The organism is Chitinimonas sp. JJ19, from assembly GCF_036961565.1.
Taxonomy (GTDB): domain Bacteria; phylum Pseudomonadota; class Gammaproteobacteria; order Burkholderiales; family Chitinimonadaceae; genus Chitinimonas.
Genome location: NZ_JBAMDD010000007.1, coordinates 199,894 through 225,683, shown reverse-complemented (window position 1 = coordinate 225,683; position 25,790 = coordinate 199,894). Strand labels below are relative to the sequence as shown.

At 61.3% G+C, this 25,790-nt stretch carries 19 protein-coding genes and 1 pseudogene; 10 read left to right on the top strand and 10 right to left on the bottom strand.

The features are described from left to right. Nucleotides 1-421: 421 nt before the first annotated feature. Together trxC and V7714_RS11170 are read right to left on the bottom strand one after the other, a co-directional pair. Nucleotides 422-853: a thioredoxin TrxC gene (gene trxC / locus V7714_RS11175; protein ID WP_335709795.1), complete on the bottom strand. Its 432-nt coding sequence runs from the start codon at nucleotides 851-853 to the stop codon at nucleotides 422-424. Between the two features lie 23 nt (nucleotides 854-876). After that, the gene (locus V7714_RS11170) at nucleotides 877-1,359 is read right to left on the bottom strand and encodes an SRPBCC family protein (RefSeq protein ID WP_335709794.1); all 483 of its coding nucleotides are present in this window, start codon (nucleotides 1,357-1,359) and stop codon (nucleotides 877-879) included. Nucleotides 1,360-1,526: 167 nt separating this feature from the next. Between V7714_RS11170 and V7714_RS11165 the strand changes: the two genes are divergently transcribed. Continuing rightward, complete coding sequence (locus V7714_RS11165) at nucleotides 1,527-2,375, top strand: substrate-binding periplasmic protein (RefSeq protein ID WP_335709793.1); 849 nt, start codon at nucleotides 1,527-1,529, stop codon at nucleotides 2,373-2,375. 62 nt (nucleotides 2,376-2,437) lie between these two features. On the opposite strand, the gene rarD is transcribed toward V7714_RS11165, so the two are convergent. Beyond that, nucleotides 2,438-3,316 carry an EamA family transporter RarD gene (gene rarD / locus V7714_RS11160; RefSeq protein WP_335709792.1) on the bottom strand — a complete coding sequence of 293 codons (879 nt, stop codon included), beginning with the start codon at nucleotides 3,314-3,316 and terminating at the stop codon, nucleotides 2,438-2,440. A gap of 229 nt (nucleotides 3,317-3,545) precedes the next feature. Here rarD and V7714_RS11155 point away from each other — a divergent pair, with 229 nt between their 5' ends. The 6 genes from V7714_RS11155 to V7714_RS11130 all read left to right on the top strand — a co-directional run bounded on the left by V7714_RS11155 (nucleotide 3,546) and on the right by V7714_RS11130 (nucleotide 8,491). Further along, the gene (locus tag V7714_RS11155) at nucleotides 3,546-4,652 is read left to right on the top strand and encodes an NADH:flavin oxidoreductase/NADH oxidase (RefSeq protein ID WP_335709791.1); all 1,107 of its coding nucleotides are present in this window, start codon (nucleotides 3,546-3,548) and stop codon (nucleotides 4,650-4,652) included. A 31-nt stretch (nucleotides 4,653-4,683) separates the two neighbouring features. Next, nucleotides 4,684-4,860 (top strand): hypothetical protein, encoded by a 177-nt coding sequence (locus V7714_RS11150; RefSeq protein ID WP_335709790.1) that lies wholly within the window; start codon nucleotides 4,684-4,686, stop codon nucleotides 4,858-4,860. Continuing rightward, entirely contained in the window at nucleotides 4,860-5,153 is a 294-nt protein-coding gene (locus tag V7714_RS11145; protein WP_335709789.1) for a hypothetical protein, read from the top strand. Before V7714_RS11150 ends, V7714_RS11145 begins: the two co-directional genes overlap by 1 nt. 185 nt (nucleotides 5,154-5,338) lie before the next feature. Then, nucleotides 5,339-6,190 (top strand): alpha/beta fold hydrolase, encoded by an 852-nt coding sequence (locus V7714_RS11140; protein WP_335709788.1) that lies wholly within the window; start codon nucleotides 5,339-5,341, stop codon nucleotides 6,188-6,190. 8 nt (nucleotides 6,191-6,198) lie between these two features. Continuing rightward, nucleotides 6,199-6,972 (top strand): substrate-binding periplasmic protein, encoded by a 774-nt coding sequence (locus V7714_RS11135; protein ID WP_335709787.1) that lies wholly within the window; start codon nucleotides 6,199-6,201, stop codon nucleotides 6,970-6,972. 67 nt (nucleotides 6,973-7,039) lie between these two features. Then, complete coding sequence (locus tag V7714_RS11130) at nucleotides 7,040-8,491, top strand: hypothetical protein (RefSeq protein ID WP_335709786.1); 1,452 nt, start codon at nucleotides 7,040-7,042, stop codon at nucleotides 8,489-8,491. A 42-nt stretch (nucleotides 8,492-8,533) separates the two neighbouring features. Here V7714_RS11130 and V7714_RS11125 read toward each other — a convergent pair whose 3' ends face one another. The 4 genes and pseudogenes from V7714_RS11125 to V7714_RS11110 all read right to left on the bottom strand — a co-directional run. Further along, on the bottom strand, nucleotides 8,534-10,153 hold the full coding sequence (locus tag V7714_RS11125; protein WP_335709785.1) for a methyl-accepting chemotaxis protein: 1,620 nt from the start codon (nucleotides 10,151-10,153) through the stop codon (nucleotides 8,534-8,536). A 237-nt stretch (nucleotides 10,154-10,390) separates the two neighbouring features. Beyond that, on the bottom strand, nucleotides 10,391-11,008 hold the full coding sequence (locus V7714_RS11120) for a tetratricopeptide repeat protein (protein ID WP_335709784.1): 618 nt from the start codon (nucleotides 11,006-11,008) through the stop codon (nucleotides 10,391-10,393). 171 nt (nucleotides 11,009-11,179) lie between these two features. Continuing rightward, nucleotides 11,180-12,745, bottom strand: coding sequence for a methyl-accepting chemotaxis protein (locus tag V7714_RS11115; protein ID WP_335709783.1), 1,566 nt, complete (start codon nucleotides 12,743-12,745; stop codon nucleotides 11,180-11,182). 570 nt (nucleotides 12,746-13,315) lie between these two features. Next, a pseudogene (locus V7714_RS11110) lies at nucleotides 13,316-14,752 on the bottom strand (DEAD/DEAH box helicase); the annotation flags it as partial. A gap of 432 nt (nucleotides 14,753-15,184) precedes the next feature. Between V7714_RS11110 and typA the strand changes: the two are divergent. Further along, a complete protein-coding gene (gene typA, locus V7714_RS11105; RefSeq protein ID WP_290330998.1) occupies nucleotides 15,185-17,002 on the top strand; it encodes a translational GTPase TypA in 1,818 nt (605 codons plus the stop codon). A gap of 92 nt (nucleotides 17,003-17,094) precedes the next feature. On the opposite strand, the gene V7714_RS11100 is transcribed toward typA, so the two are convergent. From V7714_RS11100 to V7714_RS11090, 3 genes are all read right to left on the bottom strand, one after another. Then, complete coding sequence (locus V7714_RS11100) at nucleotides 17,095-17,862, bottom strand: AraC family transcriptional regulator (RefSeq protein ID WP_335709781.1); 768 nt, start codon at nucleotides 17,860-17,862, stop codon at nucleotides 17,095-17,097. A gap of 288 nt (nucleotides 17,863-18,150) precedes the next feature. After that, complete coding sequence (locus tag V7714_RS11095) at nucleotides 18,151-20,391, bottom strand: M9 family metallopeptidase (protein WP_335709780.1); 2,241 nt, start codon at nucleotides 20,389-20,391, stop codon at nucleotides 18,151-18,153. A gap of 271 nt (nucleotides 20,392-20,662) precedes the next feature. Beyond that, nucleotides 20,663-22,009 (bottom strand): SGNH/GDSL hydrolase family protein, encoded by a 1,347-nt coding sequence (locus V7714_RS11090; protein ID WP_335709779.1) that lies wholly within the window; start codon nucleotides 22,007-22,009, stop codon nucleotides 20,663-20,665. A gap of 511 nt (nucleotides 22,010-22,520) precedes the next feature. Here V7714_RS11090 and V7714_RS11085 point away from each other — a divergent pair. After that, entirely contained in the window at nucleotides 22,521-23,201 is a 681-nt protein-coding gene (locus V7714_RS11085) for a TetR/AcrR family transcriptional regulator (protein ID WP_290330992.1), read from the top strand. Between the two features lie 21 nt (nucleotides 23,202-23,222). Continuing rightward, a complete protein-coding gene (locus V7714_RS11080) occupies nucleotides 23,223-25,676 on the top strand; it encodes an acyl-CoA dehydrogenase (protein WP_335709778.1) in 2,454 nt (817 codons plus the stop codon). Nucleotides 25,677-25,790: the final 114 nt, after the last annotated feature.

The following is a 25,790-nucleotide window of genomic DNA, read 5'->3' as shown; positions in this document are numbered from 1 at the left end:
TGGTACAATCTGCACTTTGCTGTTTTGCAACAATCCTGTAAAATCAGTTCGTTATGCTTGACAAGGCATAATCAAAGCGCGGCGCCGTTGGGGTGCCGTGGGCCGGAGCAGGCGAAGTATCACATTAGCTATGTGCCTGTGGCCGGTGGTTGTCAGTGAAATAAGGCAAGGGTTGCAACCGCCCGCGTACAGCTACCGCCCAGGTCTCACGACTTGTGACGGGATGCCGAAAGTGAAAGGAGCGTTATTATGGGTTGGTTAATCTACCTATTCCGACGTTAAGCCCGATTGGGTTCATCCCATCAGGGTGTCGTGTCCTGCGTCAGCAGGGGTTCCGACAAAAAAGCCGCGACGGTGCGTACCGCGCGGCTTTTTTATATGGGTAGGGAGCCGGACTCAGGCGCGGGCCCGGTGCTGTCCGCTACGGCTTGCTTGCCAGTTGGCTATCTACCCAGGCCAGCAGTTGTGGTGCGCTCATCACGCCGCTTTGCCGGGCGATCTCCTGGCCCTGAAACATCAGCAGCAGGGTGGGGATGCTGCGTATGCCGAAATAGCGGCTGGCGGCTGGCGCCGCATCGCTGTCCACCTTGACGAAGCGTATGCGCGGCTGCTGCCGTGCCGCTTCTTCGAAATGGGGCGCCATCATCTGGCAAGGGCCACACCAGGCGGCCCAGAAGTCGATCAGCACGGGCAGCTCGGTGTTGGCCAGAAAACCCGGCAGGCTGGCATCGCTGATGTCCACGGGTTCGGCCGCCATCAGTGGCTGTTTGCATTTACCGCAGCTGGGGCCATCGTCCAGGCGCTCATCGGGTATACGATTGGTGGCGCCGCAATAGGGGCAGGCTAGATGCATGTTGTGTTCTCTCTTGGCGTCAATCAATCCAGCTGGCCTGTTTCGACCAGTTCCCGTATCCAGCGTATGGCATCGATATCGGTATCACGATAGGCCGACTTCACGTAGTCGGCAAAATAGGCGTCGCCGGCATCGGTATCCTGCGGGCCGGTTTCGGGCAGCGCGGTCTGGTAGCTGAAGCGCACGAACAGGGCGCCCGGATTGGGCTCCTCTATGGTCATGGTAAAGCTGCCGCCTTGGTGCTGCGCACTGGGCGCCGTATCGAAATGGACACGGACTTCGTCTTCCAGCGTGATGTGATCCTCTACCCGTAGCGGCCCCAGCTGCATATCGCGCTTGAGCCAGCCGTCGCCACGTGCCGTGATGGTCACCGATTCGACCCCGACCAGGAATTCTTCCGGTTTTTCTACCCGGCGCAGCAGTCCTCGCCATAGCTGGTTGCGGCTGATGACCGAGAGTAAGGGGTCGTTGGCGTCGTTGATCTGGACGATATGTTCGTAATGCATGATGTGCAGTCCGGCAGATGGATGCCCGATTATAGGGCACTTCCCGCAGCACCAGACCGATGGTGGCCACTACGGCATAGGCCCAACCTGACGCTGGTCGCATAGGCAGCGGCCTGCCGCCGCCCCATGGCTATAGTGCTAGTAAATCACCCCCAAGGAGGCAGACCATGCGACGGTACATGCTGGCGGCGCTATTGTGCTGGCTGGGCGTCGCCTGTGCCCAGCCGCTGGTTTACCTGCGGCACCAGGGCGAGGAAGACCCGCACCTGCGCTATATGGTGGCGGTGTTGCAGCTGGCCATTGCGGAGAGTGGTAGTCGCTATCAGGTGCAGCCCAGCAAGATGCATATGGTGCAAAGCCGGGCGCTGGACGAAATACGGCGCAACTCCGGCCTGCTGGACCTGGTCTGGACCATGACCAGCGTGGAGCGCGAACGCGAGCTCTTACCCATACGGATACCGGTCGATCGGGGTTTGATAGGCTGGCGCGTTGCCTTGCTTAAACAGGACAGGCTGAAGCTGCTGTCGGGTGTGCGCGACTTGGCTGATCTGCGGCAGTTCAGTGCCGGCCAGATGCATGATTGGCCGGATACGAGCATCCTGCGCCACAATGGTTTGCCGGTTGAGGCCAGCGATCAGTACGAGGGGCTGTTCAGGATGCTGGCGGCCGGGCGCTTCGACTACTTTCCCCGCTCGGTGATCGAGATACGCGATGAGCTGCGCAGCCATCCTGGCATGGGGCTGGCTATTGAGCCACGTTTGCTGATCCGCTACCCCACGGCCTTGTACTTCTTTGTCAGCCGGGATAGGCAAAAGCTGGCGCTAGACCTGGAACGGGGCCTGGAGAAAGCCGTGCGTGAAGGGAAATTGCAGGCCCTGTTCCAGCGCTACTATGGCCCTTTGCTGCTGGAGCTCAATGTCGCGAACCGGCAGGTGGTGGAGCTGGCCAACCCCCTGTTGCCCAAAGAGACGCCGCTGGGCCGGCCGGAGCTGTGGTACCGGCCTGGCGATAACTGAGCAGGCGAACGGCGTACTCCTGTCGGGCGCCAGCGAGGTTCCCCGCTGGCGGGCGGGGGGACTCAAGCCGGGCGCAACTGCCGGCTGTTCCAGTAGCCTTCCAGTGTATAGAGCGCCAGCGCAGACCAGATCACGGCAAAACCGATCAACTTGCCGGTGCCGAAAGGCTCGTGCCAGAGGAAGACACCCAGGCCCATCTGCAGGGTAGGGCCGATGTACTGCAGCAGCCCCAGTAGTGACAGGGGAATACGGCGAGCACCAGCGGCAAACAACAGCAGCGGTATGGCGGTGATGGGCCCTGCTGCCAGCAGCAGGGCATGGGTGCTGCTATCGCCATTGACGAAGCCACTCTGCCCCTGGGATGTCAGCCAAGCCAGCCAGGCCAGTGCAAACGGCGTCAGCAGCAGGGTTTCCAGCGACAGTCCTTCCAGCGCGCCCAAGGGTGCCGTCTTGCGCAACAGGCCGTAGGTACCGAAGCTGGCGGCCAGCAACAAGCCTATCCAGGGCAACTGTCCGGCCTGTACCGTCAGCCACACCACCCCCCCGGCGGCCACGGCAATGGCGCCCCATTGGCCCGGCCGCAGCCGCTCATGCAGCAGAAAATAGCCGAACATCACGTTGACCAGCGGGTTGATGAAATAGCCCAGGCTGGCATCCACCACGCGACCGTCATTCACGGCCCAGATATAGATGAACCAGTTGATGGAAAGTACAGCCGCGCTGGCGATGAAGCGACCGACCACGCGCTTGTCCTGCAGGGCGGGTTTGAGCCAGCTCCAGTGCTTGCGGACAGCCAGCACGATGGCGAGGAACACCAGCGACCAGACCATGCGGTGCATGAGGATTTCCATTGCGGGCACATGCTTGATGGCCTTGAGGTAAAGCGGCAGCAAGCCCCAGATGAAATAGGCTGCGGCGGCGTAGAGTATGCCGGTCTGCATGGAATGAAGCTCCCCAGTGTGAGGCGGAATGATGCGCCCTATGCCCGCCGCCTGCACGTGACAGCCAGGTGACACCTTTGTGCACTGTCATGGTGGTTGCGCCCTGCCAATTGTCGACAGTGCGATGGCTGAGCCAGATTCAATGGTGGCCGAGAAATCCTCGATTGAGTCCTGATCGGGCGCCGCGCAGAATGCGGCGCTTCACCTCTATCTACACCGGAGCGTATCCATGTCCCGTCTGTTTCAACCCTTGACCCTGCGCGAACTGACCCTGCCCAACCGCATTGCGGTATCGCCCATGTGCCAGTATTCGGCTCATGAGGGCATGGCGAATGATTGGCACCTGGTGCACCTGGGAACCTATGCCGCTGGCGGCGCTGGCCTGATCATCAGCGAGGCCACAGCCGTGCTGCCGGAAGGGCGTATCAGTCCGCAGGATCTTGGCATCTGGTCGGATGAGCATATCGCGCCGCTGGCGCGGATTACCCGATTTATCCGCTCGCAAGGGGCGGTGGCTGGCATACAGCTGGCGCATGCGGGGCGCAAGGCGAGCTGCTACCGGCCCTGGTCGGGCAGCGGCGTCGTACCGCTGGATCAAGGCGGCTGGACTGTCGTGGGGCCAAGCGAACTGGCCTTTGCGGATAATTACCCACAGCCACAGGCACTCGATGCAGCAGGTTTGGCTGCCATTCCCCAGGCGTTTGCCGATGCTGCCCGACGCGCTTTGGCGGCGGGCTTCCAGGTGGCCGAGGTGCATGCGGCCCATGGCTACCTGCTGCACCAGTTCCTGTCGCCATTGAGCAACCGCCGTACCGATGGCTACGGTGGCCGCTTCGAAAACCGGATTCGCTTGCTGCTGGAGACGGTGGAGGCAGTGCGGGGTGTCTGGCCCGATGGTTTGCCCCTGCTGGTGCGGGTCTCCGCCACCGATTGGGTGGAGGGTGGCTGGAGCGCCGATGAGACCGTGGCACTGGCTGCCAGGCTGAAACACCTGGGCGTGGATATGCTCGACGTATCGTCGGGCGGCAGTGCATTGGCACCGCAGATACCGGTGGGGCCGGGCTATCAGGTGGACTTTGCTGCACGCGTAAGGCGTGAGGCCGGCCTGGCCAGCGGCGCGGTCGGCATGATTACCGATGCGGCCCAGGCCGAGGCCATATTGGCGCAGGGGCAGGCTGATCTGGTGTTGTTGGGGCGGCAGTTGTTGCGTGATCCGTATTGGCCCTTGCACGCAGCGGCCAGTCTGGGCTTGCCTGCAGCGTGGCCCGCCCAGTATTTGCGCGCTGCGCCGCAGGGCAGCACGGCCCGCGCTACGGTCGACTACGCCCAGGGGTAGAATGGCGGCCTTGCCCAGTGAGTTGCCGCTTATGCACCAGACCACCCATCCCGGCACGCGTGTCGTGCTGTGCCACCTATGCTGTGAGGACGTGCTCGCGTTGTATCAGGCCATGCACGACGCTGCAGGCAAGCGGCTGACGGGCTCACTGGGCAATATTGTCCAGGCCGGGCTGCGGCGCGATGGTCAGATGGCGAGGGGGCGTTGATGCAGGCAGAGGATAAGCCGGTGCTGGATATGCCCGTGCCGCGTGCCGTGGTGATAGGCCTGGTACTGATCAATCTCGCCCTGGCGCTCAAGCCCCTGTTTGGCGGGTTCTCCGGCGAGCTGCTGCAGGCTGCGGCTTACGGCCTGTTCAAGCAGTTTGTGATGGTGCCCGCATGGTGTGTGGCCGGCGGACTGGTGCTCAAGCTGCTCGACCGGCGTTTCAAGCTCAGCAATGCCTACCTGATAGGGCTGATTGCTGCGATAGCCTTTGCCGTCAGGGCCATGCGTAGCTAAATCCCGCTGCCTTGCCAGCGGGAACGCCGACTGCGGCGGGCCCGCACTGGCGCCTATCTCCGGGCGCTGCACACCGCTTGCCATGCCTCTCCTGTGCATTCCTCACGGCCATTATTTCCCCGCAGGGCCGTGTCTCCAGCCTATAACTGAGTATCCCCCATACAGATGACTCGCAGGAGACACGCATGTCAGCACCTCGACTTGCCCATGTGCTGGTTGGCCGCGAAACGGGCGTATACCGTATGGCCTATCGGGAATGGGGTGATGCGGCCAACCCACGGGTAGTGGTCTGCGCACACGGCTTGACCCGCAATGGGCGGGATTTTGAAAGCCTGGCCCATGCGCTGGCTGGCGATTTTCGGGTGGTTGCACCCGATGTGGTGGGCAGGGGGGAAAGTGATTGGTTGCGAGACCCCATGGGCTACCAGGTGCCGCTCTATGTGCAGGACATGCTGGTGCTGATTGCCCGTCTCAATGTGGCTACCGTGCATTGGGTAGGCACTTCCATGGGTGGCTTGATAGGCATGATACTGGCGGCCATGCCGGGTACGCCCATACGCCGGCTGCTGCTCAATGATGTGGGCCCGGTGCTGGCGGCAAGTGCCCTGGCGCGCATAGGTGAATACGTCGGCAAGGCGCCGGCCATGCCATCGCGGGCGGCGGCAGAGGCCTATATACGTGCGGTATCGGCGCCTTTTGGCCCGCACAGCGATGCGCAGTGGGCGTTTCTTACCGAGGTGATGCTCAAGCCAGATGGCAATGGCTGGCGCTTGAACTACGACCCTGGTATCGCCATACCGTTCCAGAAGGCGGCTGGCGATGATGTCAATCTCTGGCCGCTGTATGACAACATCCGCTGCCCCGTTCTGCTGACCCGTGGTGCGCAGTCGGATCTGCTCAGTGTGGATACCGCCTGTGCCATGAGCGAGCGGGGGCCGAAGGCGGCGTGGGTGGATTTTGAAGGGGTAGGGCATGCCCCCACCTTTCTGCAGGAAGACCAGATTGCCGTGGCAAGCAGTTTCTTGAAGGCAGAATAGGGCTGCTGATGTCTCGCCTATGGGTAGCGCTGCTGTGTTTGCTGGGACCGGCTACCACCTGGGCTGCGCCGGACAAGCTGATATTTGCCCTGCGCCCACTGCCCCCCTATATGGAAGTCACACCGACGGGCTATGCCGGCTCCCATGTGGAGATCATGGCGCGCTTGGCGGAGCGCCTCAATGTAAAACTGGAGATCGTGGAGTGCCCTTTGGTGCGCTGTCTGCGCATGCTGCAGGAAGGGACGGCCGATGTCACCATGGGGCTGGCCATGACGGCAGAGCGTGAACCCATGATGGTGCTGCTGGAGCCACCCTATGCGGCGGGGTCGCCCACCTATTTCTTTCTGCGCCGCGATGACAAGCGCAAGGTAAGGAAGTACGAGGATCTGTATCCCCTGCGCCTGGGCGTGATACGGGGGCTGCACTACTTTGATGAATTCGATGGCGACAACAAGCTAAAGAAGGATGAAGCACCTGATCTGATGACCAATTTCCGCAAGCTGGTGGCGGGCCGGGTGGATGTGGTACCGGCGGGTGCCAATGTGGCCGCCACCTTCCTGCAGAACCCACAGTTTGCCGGCCGGGTCAAAGCGGCAGAATGGGTGCGGCCCAACAAGGTCATGCGCTATGTCTCGATGTCACGGACCTCGCCGTGGCAGGATGAGCGCGGCCGCCTGGAGCAGGCACTGGCTGCAATGGTGGACGCTGGCGAAACAAAGGCTATTCTGGAACGCTATGAAACGGCATTTCTGGCGGCCTGCAAAAAAGCCCGCCGTTGTTGATAACTACCCTGTACCTGAAGGCGTCCAAGCCTGAGAATACTATCCATGCCTGAGTAGATTTAGCCCCATGTTTGACCGCCTGCTACCGATTTTCCAGACCGACACACCCCTACGTGAGTTGCGCCTGATTCTGGAGCGCTTGCCTGGCCAGCCCGTGATTGCGGCGCTGGATGGCCTGGCGGAAGCCTTGCGCGAGGGCATGGCGGCGTCTCCCAGCGGCCCGGCGGCCCGCAAGCTGATAGACGCGCTGGACCCTACAGCACGGCAATGGGCTGATCAGGCGTTGGAAGAACTGGCGACCAACAAGGACAATCCGGTACGGCGCGACATGACTGGCAAGCGCCTGGCCTTGCTGGCCGACCAACTGGCCAATGCCAGCTATATCGAGGCGGTACGCGAGACGGTGCAGTTGCAGAAGGGCACCGGACGTATCGGTGACCTGCGTGACTGGGCTGCTGGCTATCTGCACTGGTTGGGCCTGGCCCACACGGCCAGGGCGCTGTATGACCCACAACAGGCGGCAGTGATCTGGGCAGGGCCGGTGGACATCTACCTGGCGCTGGTGCGGCACGGGGTATTGGGCAGCCATATTGGCGACAGCAAGGACGAGCCGGCCCGTGCCTTGGCCTATCTGCTGCTGAGTCATGATGCCTTTGCCGTGGTGGAAGGCCATGAGGTGGCATTGGCTGCGCGTTGTTGCCGCCAGCTTGCCGGCCATGTCTTTATTGCCCCGGATTTTCACCGCTCCACGCCCCTGGTCATGGACCCGGATGCCAATGAGGCCAGCCGACTGGTCGGCTGGGGGGGGCCTAGTGCGGCATCACCGGCGCTGTGCTTTGGGCTGGAGGCGGTGGCACAGCAGGCGCGTTATGCCCAGTCGGTGCTGCAGACGGGCGGCCTGCTCGATTGGCTGCCTGCCAATGCCCAGCCTGAGGTGTTCGACAAGCTGGTGCATGGCTGGGTGGCGCGCAGCGGACGTTGTCCCAATATAGTCGCCTCCCGCTTGGGACAGTTGCAGACTGCTTTTGATTTCCTTCGCATACGTGGCCTGTTGGGCCAGAAGAACGAGCGCATGCTGGAGAACGACCCTTACCTGCGCCGCGCCCAGGTGGAGGACATAGACGAGAACGGTGTGGGCCTGTTGTTGCCCGGTGATAGTGCCGCGCTGCTGGCCGCTGGCTTGCTGGCCCTGCAGATGCCCGGGCGAGGGTGGTGGCTGGCGCGGCCGGTACGTAGCCTGCCCCAGGCCGATGGCCTGTTGTTTGTCACGGCGCGCTGGCTGGGGCAGGAGGCACAGGCCATACGGCTGATTCCGGTAACCGGCGATGGTCAGCGGGCGCTCTATCTGCAACCGGGGCCGGCCAATGGTTACGAGGCCATCGTGCTGCTCGATCACGACTGGCTGGCCACTGACCTGCCATGCCAGGCCGAACTGGGGGAGAGCAGCCTGACTCTGGTACCCGCCGCCCCGGAGCCACTGGGGCCGGCGCTTTGGTGCTACCGTTGCCGGCAGGTGTAGCAGGCCCCCGCCTTTCCCCTATTTTCAGTGCGCAGCAGGCCTTCAGCGGGCATCGTAGCGGAACTGGTTAACCTCGCCGCAGAGCTCATGGGTCAGCCGGCCCAGCATGCTTGCCGTCTGGTTCATGGCGGCCACGGCGGCGGTGTTTTCCTCGCTGATCTGGGCGACCTTCTCCACTTGCTGCGCTATCTGCTGGGTACCGGCCTTGTGCTCGTTCAGTGATTCGGCAATGTTGGCGACAGCCTGTTCGCTGGCGTCCACCCCCTCGGTGATGGCGGCAATGGATAGCCCGGCGCGGCTGGCCAGCTCGGCACATTCATGGGCTCGCTCCACCGTGGTGTTCATTGCGCCGACAGCCTGTTCGCTGTTGCCGCCTATCTGGGTCACCATCTGCTGGATATCGATGGTGGCATTGGCCGTGCGTTCGGCCAGCTTGCGCACTTCATCGGCCACCACGGCAAAGCCGCGTCCCTGTTCGCCGGCCCGGGCAGCTTCAATGGCGGCATTGAGCGCCAGCAGATTGGTCTGGTCGGCCACATCCTTGATGACGCTGACGACAGAGGTGATGCGCTGGGCATCCTGGCCCAGGGTGGTCACCTTGCCCGCGGCCTCGGCCACGGCGCGGTCTATCGCCTGCATATGGCTTACGGTGGCACGTATCTGGTCTGCGCCGCTGGCTGCCTGTTGCCGGCTGGTGGCACCCAGCTCGTGGGCCTCGTGGGCATTATCGGCCACATGAGCAATGCTGACGGTGACCTGTTCCACTGCGGCGGCCATGGCGCTGGTGGCCTCGGAACCCGCGTTGGAGGCCAGGGCCACCTGCTGGGTGGTGTTGGCCAGTTGTTCGGCTTCGTGATTGACGGTGTCCACCGCCTTGGCCACGGCCTGCACCAGGGTTTGCATATTGTCGGCCAGGGTGTTGTAGGCGCGGGCAATGCTGTCTATCTCGTCGTTGGCGGTCACCGGCACCCGTAAGGTCAGGTCACGCTTGTCGCGGGCCTGCCGCAGGGTTTCACGCAGTGTGCCGATCTTGCGGTTCATGCCATTGAGCAGCCAGGCGGATACACCCCCTGCAATCACCATGGCGGCCAGCAGGGTAATCCAGGTCACCATCCGGGTATGGGCATAGTCATCCTGGGCAGAGGCAAAGTTCTTGCGTGCCTCTTTCAATTGCAGCTCAACCAGTTTGGAGATGCTGCCCGATATCGGGTCTATGGCCGGATAGAGGTCGGTGCGGGCGAAGGCGTCCAGTCCGGTGGTGTCACCCGCAGCCAGTAGTTGATCGAGCTTGGCCGCTGCCATGTCGGCAGCCTTCATGGCGGTTTCCGCCTCGGCCACCAGCTGCTTTTCTTCCGCAGTGAGCTCGGTGGCGGTGTAGGCCTGCCAGTTTGTCCGTATCTGTTTATTGGCCTCTGCCACGGCAGTGCGCGCCGCTGCTGCGGTGATGGTCTGGTGATTGGCCTTGTGGGTGGTATCCACGATATTGACCGCATACATGTCGGCCACCACCTTGAGCTGATCCAGTGGGACGACGCGGTCCTTGTAAGTGGTGGCAAAGGCGGCATTGGTACTGGCCAGACGGGTGAGGTTGTTAATGCCCAACCCCAGCATCATGACCAGAAGTCCGATGACAAGAACAATCAGCTTGGCTCGCAAGGTCATGGTGGTACTCCTGTTGTTTGTCTGTCTTATACGTCAGGGCTTCCTCACTATCCGCTAAGCCTTATGCGTGCTGGCTTTGTAGACAATATATCCTTGTCATGAAGTTTTATCCATGTCGCCAGGCTGCGATACCGGCCCGCCGGCCATACCAACAACCATGGTTGTGCCGCCCAGGCGTTCGGCTGCGTGGGCTAGCCTCTGCGCCATTGGGATGAACTGGCCCGGTGGACGGGGCAGTCAGGGGCGGCTGCGGGCCAGCACCTCGGCCTTGAGTTTTGCAGCCGGGTCGCCCTGGCGCGCGGCAGCGGTGTACCACATCAAGGCCTGGGCGATATCGACAGGCCTGCCGTCGCCATGCTCGTACATGGAGGCGATCAGGTACTGCGCCCCCATATTGCCGCCCTCGGCGGCCTTCTCGTACCAGCGTGCTGCTTCGGTGTAATCCTTGGGTGCGCCACGTCCCAGGAAGTACTGCGTGCCCAGGTCGAGCTGCGCCTCGGTATGGCCTTGCTCGGCCGCCAGTTTGAACCAGCGCGTCGCCAGCACTTGCGATACCGGCACACCATCGCCGCGCTCATAGGCCAGGCCCAATACATAGTTGGCATTCATCACGCCGCCGGTGGCCGCTTTTTCCAGCCAGACCAGCCAGTCCTCCTGGGTTTGCCCAGCTTCTCCCCGCCGCAGCATCATGGCGTAGTTGAACTGCGCCAGGGCGTGGCCCTGTTCGGCCAACTGACGGTAGCGCTGCAGCGCGATCGGCCTGTCGCCACGGGCATAGGCGGCATAGGCTTCGTCTATGGGGGCCGCCAGGGTGGTGGCACTGAGCAAGCACAGTGCAAGCGTAAGATGTGTCATGGACAACCTCGCATAGTCAGCGCGCGGTGGATAGCCCCGCGCGAGCTGGCGCCGGGGGCCAAATCCTTGCCGGCTGCGCACGCCTAGCCGGTACGCTAAGCGTGGCTTCGTCGCAAACCTGGGTCGTTCATACAGCCCTTTTCTGACACGGCGTAAGCGGCGCGTGCTAGGTCAGCCCGTAGGCAGGCGGAAGTAGGCCAGGCGCTGGCGCAGGCTTTCGGCCAGCCTGCTCATTTCCTCGGCCGTGGTGGCCAGTTCCTCGGCTGCCGCGCTGTCGCCCTGGGCTGCTTGGGCAAAGCCGGTGAGCGCCTCATCGATATGGCGCGTACCTGCTGCCTGCAGCTCGGTGGCCTGCGCCACTTCGCTGGCCCGCAGGGCGGCTTCATCCACCGCATGATCGAGTTCACCGAACTCCTCCACGGCTTCGTCGGCCATTCTCTGTATGCGATCGGTAATGCCACTCACCTCGGTGGCGGCGTTCTGGCTGCGCTGCGCCAGTTTGCGCACCTCGTTGGCGACTACGGCAAAGCCACGGCCATGCGGGCCGGCTCGGGCAGCCTCTATGGTGGCGTTCAGCGCCAGCATATTGGTCTGGTAGGCAATGTCGTCCACCAGCTTCAGCAATTGTGCGATCTGGCGCATTTCACTGCTGGCGGTCATGGCCAGTTCTATGCCATGGCGGGTACGCAGGCGCGCTGCCTCGGTCAGGCTGGCGCTGGCCACCGCGCTCTGGCGGGTGTGGCTGATGCCAAAGCGTATTTGTTCCAGCGAGGCGTGAGTCTGGCCTATACCCTGTGCCAGCCGGTCACTCTGCTGGCGCATGGCTTCGGTGTTGCTGGCGATCTCGGCGGCATGCGCTTCCAGGGCCAGGCTGCCTTGCTGTATCTCCTTGAGCACCACCAGCAGATGCTGGCGCATCTGCTCCTGCTCGGCCAGCAGGCTGCTGCTGTCGTGCGGCTTGATGGCCGTCGCCTGCGCCAGATCACCACGCGCCAGCCGGCGTATGGCCTGGCGGGCTGCGCTGGGCTCGCCGCCCAGCAGCTGTTCCAGCCGTCGCCAGGCCAGCCACGCCCCCGCAAGCAGGATCAGCATGCTGAGTCCGTACAGCAGCAGTATCCGCAGCTTGCCCTGTTGTATGCCGGCTACGGCAGCCTGCTCCTGCGTCTGCAGATAGTGCCGGGCGGCATCCACCTGGGCGTCTATGCTTGCACGATGTATCAGGAACAGCCTGTCCAGCGCCGCCTGGCTGCTGGCAATCAGCGTGGCATCCTGGCTGGCAAGGGCGGGCAAATAGCGGGATTCCAGCTGCGCCAGGTAGTGCTGGCCAGCGGGCTCGGCCTGGGTCAGCAAGGTGTGCAGTACCTCGGGCGGCAGGGGGCTATTGCGCCAGTGACGCATGCGGTCGACATAGCGCGCCATCTCCCGCCGCAAGCGCTGTTGCGTTACGGGGCTGGGGTTGGCTGCCAGATCATGTGCCAGCATATGCACCTCGATCAGGTAGGCGGGCGGCGGCAGGATATCGGCCACCAGATCCTTGGCGTTGATGATCTGCTGGTAGCGGGTGCCGCCTATCATCAGCCGGCTGGCACTGTGCCAGGCTAGCCAGGCCAGGGCGCTCTGACCAAGTATCAGGATCGCAAAGAACAGGTAGAGGCCCTGCTTGAGCCCCCATCTGCGTTGATGAACCTTGCCCGGCATGGCCAGATGGGCCTGCTGCTGTACGGCGATCGCATCCATGCTTCCCCCTTGCACCAGAGCAAGGTTGTCCCGACTTCAGCCTGGTATGCGTGGCATGGGCACCCTGCGCGCTGGACGCAGATTCGGTGGGCGAGCATTGGAGGCGCCGCCACCTATTGTAAGTACTTGAATCAGCATAGTGCACGGCCCGCGGACTTGCGGTGCATGGACGTAAAAAAACCGCTCCTGAGAGCGGTTTTTTACCTGACGCAAGGCGACGACTTAGTCGAAGTCGCGGTTGCTGAAGGACGGACGGCCACCTGGGCGCTTGGGTGCAACATTGCCACGGTTGTCACCACCGCCACGGTTGAACGATGGCTTGCCGTTGCCATTGCCACCGCGGTTGCCCGGCTTGCGGTTGCCGCCATCCAGCGGACTGTGCAGGGTCAGGCGGGGTTGTTCCGAGTACACGGTGGCATCGGTTTCCAGGCCCTTGAAGTCTGCCCGGTTGGTGCGGGGAGCGCGGTTGCCGACATTGTCACGGTTGCCGATGTTGTCACGGTCGCCGTAGGGCTTGCGGTCGCTGAAGCTGCGACCTTCGCCGGCAGGCTTGCGGTTGCCGTAGTTGTCGCGATCACCGGCTGGGCGGTCACCGAAAGACTTGCGATCACCAGCGGGACGATCGCCGTAGGGCTTGCGGTCACCAGCGGGACGATCACCGGCCGGGCGGTCGCCGTAGGCCTTGCGTTCGCCGTAGGTCTTTTCGCCGAAAGGCTTGCGATCGCCGTAGCTGCGGCCTTCGCCGGCGGGCTTGCGCTCGTCAAAGCGCTTGCCACCATCACGCGGCTTGTCGCTGAACTTGTTGCGGCCACCATCACGGCTGCCGAAGCGGCTGCCGCCATTGCTGGGGCGCGGCTCGAAGCGGGCTTCGAGGCCTTCCAGCTGATACGGGTTGAACTTGCGGCCAACAAACTTCTCGATGCGGCGCAGCGCGGGCACTTCGTGCTTGGCGGCGAAGGAGATGGCAATACCGTCACGGCCAGCGCGGCCGGTACGGCCAATACGGTGGACATAGTCTTCGGCAAACTTGGGCAGGTCGAAGTTCACCACGTGGGTGATGCCGGCTACGTCGATACCACGGGCGGCGACGTCAGTGGCGACCAGTACATCGATCTCGCCCTTCTTCAGGCGGGCCAGGGTACGGGTACGCTCGCGCTGCGGCATGTCGCCGTGCAGGGCGGCGGCCTTCTTGCCTTGGCCCAGCAGGCGGTCGGCGAGGTCGGCGGCATCCAGCTTGGTGGCAATGAAGATGATGGCCTGGCCGACGGCTTCGTCTTCCAGGATGCGATCCAGCAGCTTGGCCTTGTGAGTGATGTCGTCAGCGTAGTGCAGCTTCTCGACGATCTGTTCCTGGCGCTTGGGCGGCGGGGCGATTTCTATGCGTTGCGGGTCGGTCAGCAGCGACTGGGCGATGGTGGCGATATCGCCATCCAGCGTGGCCGAGAACAGGGCAGTGACGCGCTCCTTGGGCAGCTTGGTGGCGATATGGGCGATATCGTCGCGGAAGCCCAGGTCCAGCATGCGGTCGGCTTCGTCCAGCACCAGCATTTCAAGACGGCCCAGGTCGATACGGCCACGGTCCATCAGGTCGATCAGGCGGCCAGGGGTGGCGACCAGGATTTCGACGGGGCTGGACAGCAGCTTGATCTGCAGCGGGTAAGGCATGCCGCCCACGACGCTGACTACCTTGGCGTGGCGGATCTGCTTGCCATAGGTTTCGGCAGCGCTCTTGATCTGGGCAGCCAGTTCACGGGTAGGCGACAGCACCAGAATGCGTGGGCCCTTGCCGGGACGCTCGGTTTTTTCGGTCAGGAAGTTCAGTGCGGGCAGCATGAAGGCTGCGGTCTTGCCTGTGCCGGTGGCTGCCGAAGCCATGACATCGCGACGTTGCAGCAGCAGCGGAATGGCGGCTGCCTGGACTGGCGTGGGTTCGGTGTAGCCAGAGGTAACGAGGGTGTCAAGAATAGGCTGGGCAAGGCCGAGGTCGGCGAAGGTGACTTGTGTCAAAGCGGTTTCCTAGGTGGTGCTTGCCGATAACAATTAATCGGAAAGCGAACGAACCCGAGCACAGACGCCACGACTAAACAAGCCCCGTATTATGGGCCGACAGGCTAAAACCCGTCCGGCGCGGCATGCGCGTAGATTCGTAATTGGTTTACTAGCCCGGTTATCCAGGCTGACAAAGCTGAGATCGGCAGGGCCCGAACTTAGGCTGATATGCGGATCGGCAGCGCCACATCGACGCTAACCGAAAGAGCGCCAAAACGTTGAAACTGCAACGGCGCGGAGGTCAGGTATCGATGATCGTGCACCGTGTTTCGATGCAACGGGGCGCAGTATGCTGAAAACAAAAGAAAAAATCAAATACTTTGTGCGTTGCAGAAAGATCGGCATGCTAAAATGCTTCGTTTCCAGAATCGAAATTGACAGGTTTCTCTTATGAGCCGCGCATTACGTAATATCGCTATCATCGCCCACGTTGACCATGGCAAGACCACGCTGGTGGACCAATTGCTGCGCCAATCGGGCACCTTCCGTGAAAACCAGCAGGTCGACGAACGCGTGATGGACAGCAACGATCTTGAAAAAGAGCGCGGCATCACGATTCTGGCCAAGAACACTGCCATCGATTTCGAAGGCACTCATATCAATATCGTCGACACCCCCGGCCATGCCGACTTCGGTGGCGAGGTTGAGCGGGTGCTGGGCATGGTGGACGGCGTACTGCTGCTGGTGGATGCCGTTGAAGGCCCCATGCCGCAAACCCGTTTTGTGACCAAGAAGGCATTGGCCCTGGGTCTGCGCCCCATCGTGGTGATCAACAAGGTGGACCGTCCCGGTGCACGTCCTGACTGGGTGCTGGACCAGACCTTCGACCTGTTCGACCGCCTGGGTGCGACCGACGAGCAACTCGACTTCCCCATCATTTATGCGTCGGGCTTGAATGGCTTCGCCAAGCTGAACCTGGATGAAACCTCGGACAATATGCGCCCCCTGTTCGAGACCGTACTCAAGCATGTGCCCACACCACCGGGCAACCCTGATGCCCCCCTGCAGTTGCAACTGGCCGCGCTGGATTACTCCACCTATACCGGTCGCCTGGGGGTAGGACGCGTGATCAACGGCCGTATCAAGCCGGGCCAGCAAGTCGTGGTGATGAACCACGAAGAGCAGGTGGCTTCCGGTCGTATCAACCAGGTGCTGGGCTTCCAGGGCCTGGAGCGGGTGCCTGTGGAGTCGGCTGAGGCTGGCGACATCATCATCATTTCCGGTCTGGACGATATCGGTATTGGCGTCACCATCTGTGACAAGGAATCCCCGGTTGGTCTACCGGTCCTGGGTGTGGACGAGCCCACCCTGACCATGGACTTCATGGTGAATACCTCGCCATTGGCCGGCACCGAAGGCAAGTTCGTGACCAGCCGCCAGATTCGCGACCGCCTGAACAAGGAACTGCTGACCAATGTGGCGCTGCGTGTGGAAGACACCAGCGATGCGGATATCTTCCGCGTCTCCGGTCGCGGTGAACTGCACCTGACCATTTTGCTGGAAAGCATGCGTCGCGAAGGCTTTGAAATGGCCGTGGCCAAGCCGCGCGTGGTGTACAAGGAAATCAACGGCGTGAAGTGCGAGCCGTATGAAAACCTGACCATCGACCTGGAAGACAGCCACCAGGGCGGCATCATGGAAGAAATCGGGCGCCGTCGTGGCGAGCTGACCAATATGGAAAGCGATGGCCAGGGCCGTACCCGCCTGGAGTACCACATTCCTGCCCGTGGCCTGATCGGCTTCCAGTCCGACTTCATGACCATGACCCGTGGTACCGGCCTGATGAGCCACGTGTTTGACGACTACGCCCCGACCAAGCCCGATATGCCTGGCCGTCACAATGGCGTTCTGATCTCGCAGGATGACGGCGAAGCCGTGGCCTACGCACTGTGGAAGCTGGAAGACCGCGGCCGCATGTTCGTAAGCCCAGGTGACAAGCTGTATGAAGGCATGATCATCGGCATCCATAGCCGCGACAATGACCTGATCGTGAACCCGATCAAGGGCAAGCAGCTGACCAACGTGCGTGCCTCGGGTACCGATGAGGCTGTGCGCCTGACCACCCCGATCAAGCTGACGCTGGAATCGGCCGTGGAGTTCATCGATGACGACGAGCTGGTGGAAATCACTCCGGTGAGCATCCGTATCCGCAAGCGCCACCTGAATGAGCATGACCGCAAGCGCGCACAGCGTGCTTCGGAAGGCTGATTGCAGTCTGTTTGAGGCGTCGAAAAAACGGCAACCCATCGGGTTGCCGTTTTTTTGTCTTGCATTCTTTGAACAGGTTCTTGGACGCAGTCTCAGTCGGCGCTGTCGCTGCAGTGTTGCAGCCTGAGCTGCCTGGGACTGAGCCCAGTGGCCAGTTTGCATTGCTTGTGCAGGGCGCTTTGGTCGAAGAAGCCAGTATCCACGGCAATATCGGCAATTGGTATGGCGGTTTCGCGGATGGCGTACAGGGCTGCCTCCAGCCGGGTGCGGCGGACAAATTCGCCGGTGCTGGTCTGGAATACCCGCTTCATCCGCCTGTCCAGCTGGGCTATGGACAGTCTGGCCACATCGGCCAGCTCTTGCAGATTGAGATGGCGGGCGTAGTGCGCCTGGATGTAGTCCACCACTCGCGCGAAGCCTGCGTCTATCAAACCATCGCGGCTCAGCTCGGTGAGGTCCTTGGAGATGCAGACCAGGCCTAGCAGTGTGCCGCTGGCATTGTGTATGGGTTGTTTGTTGGAGATGCACCAGCCGCTCTTGCCATCGTTGTAGAGCGTCAGGTCCAGGCTGTCGACGATGGGTCTGCCTGCCGCAAAGACAGCAGCGTCCTGCTCGCAATAGCGCTGTGCCATGTGGCTGGGGAACAGGTCGTGGGCGGTGCGTCCTATGGCATCCTGCTTGTGCCGCAAGCGGCAGCGCGCCACGCAGGCGCTACTCATGGCGAGATAGCGGCCTTGCGTGTCCTTGACAGAGAACACCACGTCAGGGAGGCGCTCGAACAAGGACTCGACGAACAGTACATCGCTCAATTGCTGGACGATGTAGGGCCGTTGTGCGGCCAAGGTACTGGTTGCAAACATGGGGCAACTCCCTGGGGCCGAATGGTCGGCAACGAGCGGTATCAGGTGTCCGTGCAGCGCAGGCGTGGGCTTGGGATGTCCATGGCGTCGCGCCCATATCGCCTGCCAAGCTGGGCGGCTAAGGTTTCTGGTAGTACCCTGCGTGGTGCAAACGCTCTAAAATATGTTATTTGCATATTTTGATCAATACAGGCGAACCGCCCGCATTGCTTTTGTAGCAAATAACAGGAAAAGCCACTGGGCGTACCCAGTGGCTTTTTACGCTTTCAGAGCGGGGTGGCTACCTGCCTAGTCGTAGCTGGCGTTGATGGCAACGCCGCTAAACGGTTGCTTGGCCTGCATCAGGAAGTAAATCCATTGCCCGGTAGGCGGGTTGGGCAGGCTGATACTCTCATTGTTACCAGGGTGTATCGAAGCTGCATCATAGCTACCAGTGGTCGGATAGCGGTTGAAACCCGCGTAGAGATCGACATCGCCGTTACCCGCCGTCGTCCATATCTTGAGGTTGCGAGCGCCTGCCGGCAGGTGGATGTAGGCATAGCTGCGGGTGCTGGAGGCAAAGCCACTGATGGAGCAACCCTTGCCCAGGTAGTAGGGATGGTTACAGCTGGGCAGGATGATGCCGCCGGGCATGGGGGGCTCGCCAGCAGTAGTGGCCGTCTGGGCCCAACTGGCGAACTCGCTGTCATAGCGGGTGCCAATCTGGCTCATATAGCTCTGATAGCCGTTGTAATCCCCTGCACGGAAGCGTGCCAGGACGGTATCCACATCGCTGCGATGGCGTTCCATCATGAAGCGGGTGGCCATATAGCCCCAGCGGTAGGCACGGTTGGTGTAGTCGCCCATGGAGTAGGTGTTGCCGAAGATCTGGCTGAGTTTGTACTGGCCGGTGCGGGCAGCATCGATGCTGGCCTGGTTGTTATTGCGCAGCGACAGGTATTCACCTATGCCCTCTATCCACCATACCGTCGGCTTGGCCGTGCCTGCGCCGAAGTCACCATACATATTGAAGCGGCCATCCAGGTAGTGCACATACTCATGCTCCAGGTTCCATATCTTGAAACTGGGGCGCATCCAGGAGGCTTCATGGGCGATGAAGCGGGCCTGGTTGCCGACCACAGCAGGGTTGCCTTCCAGATACATGCCACCATTGTTGGTGTCGATATCGTAGATGGCAGAAGCGTATTTGCTGTAGTTGGCATAGTCGTCGAATACCACTACTTCCAGTGCCGTGTTGTGATCATTGGCGACCGGTGTACGGTTGGTTTGCAGCATGTTGTGGAAGTAGGTCTCGCCACTTTGCAGGGTGGTGCACGATTCCTGCAACTGCGCTGCCGTCATGTCCTGGGCGCGGATGCGGATGGTGGCGCTGCAGTTGTGGCTGATGGGCAAGGCGGCATTGGCCAATTGCTGTTCAAAATTACAGGTGCCGTATTCGGCGCAGTTGGCATTGTCGTAATACTTTACCGCCTGCGCGGCCTTCAGCCACAGGCCCATGTCCGGCCCGGTCATGCTGGTGGTGGCCAGCATGTGCTTGATCATGGGCTTGATGGTGGGCTTCAGCTCCGGCAGACCGAACATGCGGAAAGCTTCGTTGGCGCTGTCGGTCAGCTGGTAGCTGTAGTTGGTATTGAGCAGCGTTGCCTTGTTCGCCAGCACGAACTGGTTGAGCGCGGTGGCATGGCTGGCGTCGCTCCGGAGTATGGCGAGGCCTTCGGGGCGGAAGTTGGCGTAGTAATAGACCGTCAGCACGCCGGTATAGCCGTCGCTCGCCGACCGTACCAGCAGTGCCTGGGCTGCATTGGGGTTGCTGGCGGTATTGGTGTAGCGGGTCACCAGGCTCTGCATGTCGCTGAGGTAGTAGGCCTCATCATGCAGGTTGGTGATCAGCTTCATGGTTTCGCCAGCGGTCGGTGAGGCGACAGCATTGTTCTGGAACAGCAGCGGTGAGGCCAGCAATTGCTTGATGGCCGGGCGCAGCGTGCCCAGCAGACTGCTGGAAGGCTCGGGTATGGTGTTGGAGCCTGCCAGGTAGTAGCCGGCACGCAGGTAGATGATCAAATTGATCAGGTTGCGGTTGCTGGCATTGTAGGCGGCGGCTTCCTGGGCAAAGCGGCTGGCCACGGCGGTCATGTTGGCCGGGCTGTAGATCTGGCTGGCCAGGGTGCTGTTGAGCGAGAACAGGCCGTAGTGGCATTCGTAGTCGGGCAGGCTGACCAGATAATTGGCCAGGTCATTGCCGCTATGGCTGGCCAGCCGGTTCATATCCTCGCATTCCGGCGTGGTCGCTAGCGCGCTGACCTGGCCGTTGAATCGGGTATCACGCTGCTTGGGCAGGCGCAGGTCGGTACGGGCCCGGCGGGTTTCGCTCAGGTTGTACAGTTTCTGCTCGGTGCTGGGTGGCAGGTTCTGCCTGACCTGGGGCATGGGCAGCATGCGCTCGGTGGTATCGGTATCCGCCTGTGCCAGTGGGCTCAGGCACCCCAGCAGCAAGGCTGCCAGCAGGGGGCAACGCAGTTTTGTTTTCATCTCACATTCCCTATTTTCCGTAGACGATAGCCTTGGCACCTGCTTTGCAGTTTCGGCTGGCTGCCGACCTGCGCGGGTTGTCTGGCGCGTGTTGTTGCAGGGCGAACTATGGCGGAGGGGCAATCGGGAATCTTGTGCTGGCGCGCTGTGGCTGCGGCGATATTTACCAAGTTGGTAGGGGAGGGCAAATGAAAACAGGACCATGCCTGTGTGGGCATGGTCCTGCTGATGCGGCAGTCGTGATGGCTACTGCTGAGGCGGTTGCTGCCCCTTAGAACACGGGTACCGGATAGGCAGCTCGCACAAACGGCGCCACGTTCTCGCTAAGCAGCTTGTGGGTACGCGTGGTCGGATGCAGGGTGTCCCAGAACACGAAGGTGTCGGGGTTGCTGCACTCGCTGCGCGGCGACTGGCTGCTCAGGTAGTTGAGGCTGCTGTCGCTGTTGATATTGAGGCAGGAGCTGGTGGTGTTGGTCATGCCATAGCTGGCCGGGCTGTTGAGCACGCTGTTGAACAGGGTGTAGGTATCAAACACCCGTATGTTCAGGCTGCTGCCGTACTGGGCACGCAGGCTGGCGATCATGCCGTCCAGGCGGTTGTTGTAGTCCAGCACCTTGGCGGCCACCAGGGCAGGGTTGCCCTTGATCTTGAACACAGGCGCCTTGGAGACATCGGGCAGCTTCAACAGCAGTACATTGCGGGCGCCGGTATTGAGCAGGTTCTGCAGGGCGCTGGTTTCGCCAGCAATGACCTGATCCACGCTACGGTCATAGTTGACGAAGTCATTGCCGCCTATCAAGACCGTGAACAGGGTTTTCTCCGGCCGGTAGGCTGCGGCTTTCTGCATGTATTCCTTGTACGACTGCACCTGGTCGGTCACGCCGGCAATGACGTATTTCTCGGTATTGACCCCGGCACCGCCCACGGCCCAGTTATAGAGCGGCAGGCGCAGGCTGTCGGCCAGGTATTCAACCCAGTTGTTGCCATTGCTGAAGCGGCCCAGGAACCAGCTATTGCGGTTGGGGAGCAGCCATTGCGAGGCGTTGTACATGTTCTGGGTGTCGGACAGGCTATCGCCAAAGGCCACAATGCGGTTGATGCCGCCCAACTGGGCAGCACTGTCCTGGCTCCAGACGGTGTAATTGAACGACAGTGAATTGTCGGCCGCAGCCCACATGGCCACATTGGAACCCAGGCCCTTGCGGCTGAGTGTGCTCTGGCACACGGACTTGAGGGTGTCCTGGCTGGTATCGCTATAGAACATGTTTTTCCAGGCCAGCATGCTGCTGGACCACCAGCTACCGTAGATACGGTAGTAGTCGTTGTTGCCGGTATTGAGCGCCCACACATAGTTGGTGGTGGGCCGAAGCTTGGTACCTGTGGCGTAGTAGCAGCGCAGATAGGTATAGGTGCTGCCGGACGCCCGTATGGTCATACCGTCCTGGTTCAGCTTGTTGCGCTTGAGCTTGTACAGTGACTCGGCGGAGGCAGGGCCGTGGGGGGACAGGTAGCTGCCCAGGATGGGGTCGGGGCGGATGTCGGCTGCATTGGTGGGGGTGGATGCGTGGGCCCATGAGGACAGCAGCAGGGCGCCAAGCAGCAGGGTTTTGTTTTTCATTGTTGTCTCCTCGTTCTGGGGGAAATCACCAGCCCGATAGCGGGACGACACCCGTCGCAACACGGGGCCAAGCTGTCGTACCGATGGGGGTGACGGCTGGAGGCGAACCACGGCCTCCGTGCCCGAGTGTTGCGTACCACCTGATTCGAGCAAGCACTTGGGCAGGTGCGGATCATAGCGCGTGACTTTGCCTGTTGAGCGATTGCTCTAATTTTGTCGCATGCCTGCAACTGTTTGATGTTGATGAAAAAATCAAGCAGGTATTGCAGGTTGTGGCGGCTATGCAAAAGCAGTACGGGTGTGCAATGCACCGTGCTGGTGCGCCAAGAGGCAGGTCGGAGCCGATGCGGCAGTGAGACATGCTGCGGCGCACAATCGAGCGCTTGCTTGACTAAAAAATCACTGGGACGTATGTTTCAAACAACCGTTTGATTGAATCGGCTATGCTTATGGGTAAACCAGACCCGACACAGCCGCGAAATCGGCGGCGCAGAACAACACGGCAAAAACAATGAATGGCATAGGCGAAACACGGCAGCTCGACACTGCGACACGCATTCTCGATGCGGCCGAGGCACTGTTCGTGGAGCACGGATTCGAGGCCACTTCGATGCGCATGATCACCCAGCGCGCCGAGGTGAACCTGGCTGCGGTGAATTACCACTTTGGCAGCAAGGATGCCTTGTTCCAGGGGGTGTTCACCCGTCGGCTGACCCCGTTGACGCAACTGGCAGTGCAGAACCTGGACAGGCTGGAAGCCGCGGCCCAGGGTGAGCCGGTGTCGGTGGAGCGCATCATGCGTGCCTTTATGGACGCGGCGCTCGATATCGCCCATGACCCCAAGCGGGGCGGGGTGATTTTCGTGCGTCTGCTCAGCCGTACCTTTATCGAGGCGCATCCTGTACTACGCGAGAGCCTGCCCCGGCACTACGAAGAACTGGTTGCGCGCTATGCCAAGGCGACCGCCAAGGCCCTGCCTGAGCTGGATGCCATAGAGCTGCAATGGCGGCTCAATTTCGCTTTTTCGGCGATTTTCAATGCGTTTGCCGGCAATAACATTCTGCGGCTGTTTGTTATCGATCCGGTGGTCAATGCGCGGGATCCGCGCCTGATCGCCACTTATCTCGTGCCTTTCGTCGTGGCCGGCCTGACAGCGCCGGTTACTGCAAAGGGTGCGGGTTCAAGCTTTTAACCTCCTGGGAAGGAAGACCTCATGGCACTCACCATCCTGATCGTCATCGTTGCGATACTGGCGCTAGGCTATCTGCGCGCGCCGCTGATCGCCTGGACCATTGCGGCATTGGCCGGCATCGCTTACGGTGTTTACGGCGGCTGTGGCCTGCATCTGGGCTGGCTGATCGGCGCGGGCGTGATTGCAGCGATATTCAATATCGTTCCGCTGCGTCGTGCACTGCTGACCGGCCCTATCTTCGGCATCTTCAAGAAGATCACCCCTGCCATGTCGCAGACCGAGCAAGAAGCCATCAATGCCGGTACTGTCTGGTGGGATGCCGAGCTGTTCTCGGGCAAGCCTGATTTCAAGAAGCTGCATGGCTACAACGCGCCCAAGCTGAGCGCTGAGGAGCAGGCCTTCCTGGATGGCCCGACCGAGCAGCTGTGCAGCATGATCGACGACTGGAAGATCACCCATGAGCTGAAGGATCTGCCGCCTGAAGTGTGGCAGTTCATCAAGGACAATGGCTTCCTGGGCATGATCATCAAGAAGAAATATGGTGGCGTGGAGTTCTCCAACTACGCGCATGCCCGTATCGTGACCAAGATTGCGACCCGTGGTGGTACGGCCGCTGTTTCGGTGATGGTGCCGAACTCGCTCGGACCGGGCGAGCTGCTGCAGCACTATGGTACCGAGGCGCAGAAGGACTACTACCTGCCCCGCCTGGCCAAGGGCCTGGATATTCCCTGCTTTGCGCTGACCAGCCCCTATGCTGGCTCCGATGCTGGCGCCATCCCAGACTTTGGCGTGGTGACCCGTGGCTCCTATACCGACCCACGTACCGGCCAGCATCATGAAAACGTGGTGGGTATCCGCCTGAGCTGGGAAAAGCGCTGGATTACCCTGGCGCCTATCGCCACCGTGCTGGGCATGGCTTTCAAGCTGTATGACCCTGAGCATATCCTGGGCGACAAGGAAGACATCGGTATCACCTGTGCGCTGATTCCGACCGAGCACGAGGGTGTGCAGATCGGTCGTCGCCATGCGCCACCGGGTTCGGCCTTCATGAATGGCCCGACCATGGGCAAGGATGTGTTCATTCCGCTGGAGTGGATCATCGGTGGCAAGGACTACGCTGGTCAGGGCTGGCGCATGCTGGTCGAGTGCCTGTCGGTAGGCCGCGCCATCTCCCTGCCCGCCATGTCGGTGGCCTCGGGCAAGTTTGCCAGCTTCGTGACCGGTGCCTATGCCCGGGTGCGTGAGCAGTTTGGCCTGTCCATCGGCAAGTTCGAGGGCGTGGATGAAGCACTGGCCCGCATCGGTGGTTATACCTACCAGATGGATTCGGCCCAGCGCCTGGCCTTGGCCGGCCTCGATAGCGGCGAGAAGCCGTCGGTGATCTCCGCCATCCTGAAGTATCACAACACCGAGCGCATGCGTAAGGTGCTGAACGACGCCATGGATATTCACGGCGGCAAGGCAGTGGTGCTGGGGCCGCGCAACTACCTGGGCAATGCCTACCAGACCATTCCGGTCGGCATTACCGTGGAAGGCGCCAATATCCTGACCCGTTCCATGATCATCTACGGCCAGGGCGCCATTCGCTGCCATCCTTTTGTGCTGCGTGAAATGAAGGCTGCCATGGCCAATAACGGCGCCGAGTTCGACAAGGCCTTCAGCGGCCATATCGGTTTCGTGTTCGATAACGCCATCCGTAGCTTTGTGATGGGTGTGACCGGCTCCAAGCTCAATTCCGCCCCGGTGGGTGGTGATCTGGCACAGTATTACAAGGACATCGAGCGTCTGTCGGCGGCTTTTGCCCTGGCGTCTGATATGGCCATGTTCAGCATGGGTGGCTCGCTCAAGTTCCGCGAGAAGATCTCGGCACGCCTGGGTGATGTGCTGTCCAACCTGTACATTGCCACTTCGTCGCTGAAGCGTTTTGCGGATGACGGTAGCCCCAAGGAAGATCTGCCTCTGCTGAAGTGGGCTGTGCTGCAGGCGCTGCATGATGCACAGGAAGCGCTGACCGGTTTCCTGGCCAACCTGCCCAACCGTCCGCTGGCCTTTGTGCTGAAGTGGATCATCTTCCCGCTGGGCCGCCACTTCACCACGCCGCGTGACCGCCTGGGCACCAAGATCGCCCGTCTGCTGATGCAGCCTGGTGCTGCCCGCGACCGCCTGACCCGTGATGTGTATGTGCCCAAGAATGAAGCTGATGCCGTTGGTGTGCTCAACTATGCATTGAGTGCCCATATCGAGGCCGAAAGCACCGAAGGCAAGCTGCGTCGTGCCCAGCGCGACGGCAAGCTGAAGGCGCTGAATGCCCAGGGTCGCCTGGATGAAGCATTGGCCAGTGGCCAGATTACCCAGGCCGAGCATGAGATGGTGACCCGTGCCCGCCGGCTCAAGCGCGAAGTCATCATGGTTGATGATTTCGACAAGATGCTGGACCAGCACGATACCGAAATCAGTGCCCGGATTCCGGTGTAATACCTAGCTTATTCGTGGGTGTGAAAAACCAACGAAAACTGTAGTCGAAAAGCCGCGCCAGCCCAGTCTGGCGCGGCTTTTCAGCAAATTACGCACAGGTGCTGTGCTATGCTC